This is a genomic window from Kitasatospora sp. NPDC054795 (assembly GCF_053611565.1).
Window position 1 is genome coordinate 1 of sequence record NZ_JBSHAP010000310.1, and the last position, 1,114, is coordinate 1,114.

General features: G+C 74.1%; 1 protein-coding gene. It reads right to left on the minus strand.

Going from position 1 to position 1,114, the window contains the following annotated elements; all coding sequences use genetic code 11:
- A partial coding sequence (gene nagA, locus ACWGJO_RS41660; RefSeq protein WP_452190980.1) for an N-acetylglucosamine-6-phosphate deacetylase occupies nt 1-1,112 on the minus strand: 1,112 nt, incomplete at its 3' end.
- Nucleotides 1,113-1,114 lie beyond the last annotated feature (2 nt).

Consider the following 1,114-nt stretch of genomic DNA (forward strand, 5'->3'; position numbering starts at 1 on the left):
ACCCAGCGGCCGCGGCGCATCACGGCGACCAGGTCGTAGCTCTCGGAGTCGACCACGACCAGGTCGGCGAGCTTGCCGGTCTCCAGCGAGCCGATCGAGTCGCTCAGGCCGAGCAGCCGGGCCGGAGTGGCGGACAGCGACTCGACGGTCTGGTTCAGGCTCAGGCCGTTGACGGTGACCGAGCGCTTGAACGCCACGTCCAGGGTGAGGGTGGAGCCGGCGATCGCGCCGCCCTCGACCAGCCGGGCCACGCCGTCCTCGACCTGGACCTGGAGGGGGCCGAGGGGGTAGAGGCCGTCGCCCATGCCGGCGGCGCCCATGGCGTCGGTGATCAGGGCGACCCGGTTCGCGCCGGCGGTGCCGTAGGCGAGGTCGAGGACGGAGGGGTGCAGGTGCACGCCGTCGTTGATCAGTTCGACGGTGACCCGCTCGTCCTCCAGCAGGGCCACGATCGGGCCGGGGGCGCGGTGGGCGATGCCGGGCATGGCGTTGAACAGGTGGGTGGCGACGGTGGCGCCGGCCTCGATCGCCTCCAGGGTGGTGGCGTAGTCGGAGTCGGTGTGGCCGACGGCGGCGATCACGCCGAGGTCGGTGAGCATCCGTACCGAGTCCAGGCCGCCGGGCAGTTCGGGGGCGAGGGTGACCATCCTGGCGTGGCCGCGGGCGGCGTCGACGAGCTTGCGGACCAGGGCGGGGTCGGGGTCGCGCAGCAGGTCGGGGCGGTGGGCGCCGCAGCGGTTGTGGGAGATGAACGGGCCCTCGAAGTGGATGCCGGCCAGGACGCCGTCCTCGACGAGTTCGGAGAGGACGTGCGCCTGGCGGGCGACCTCGTCGATCTCGCCGGTGACGGTGGAGGCGATCGTGGTGGTGGTGCCGTGTTCCAGGTGGGTCCGGGCGGCCAGCAGCGCCTCCTCGGCGATGCCGGAGGTGTAGGAGGCGCCGCCGCCGCCGTGGACGTGCAGGTCGACGAAGCCGGGGACGACGGTGTACCCGGTCAGGTCGAGGTCGCCGGGCCCGGTGTCGCCGCCGAGGCCGGCGATGCGCTCGCCCTCGACGGCGAGGCGGTCGCCCTCGACGACGCCGCCGGGAAGGACCAGGCGGGCGCCGGCCAGGG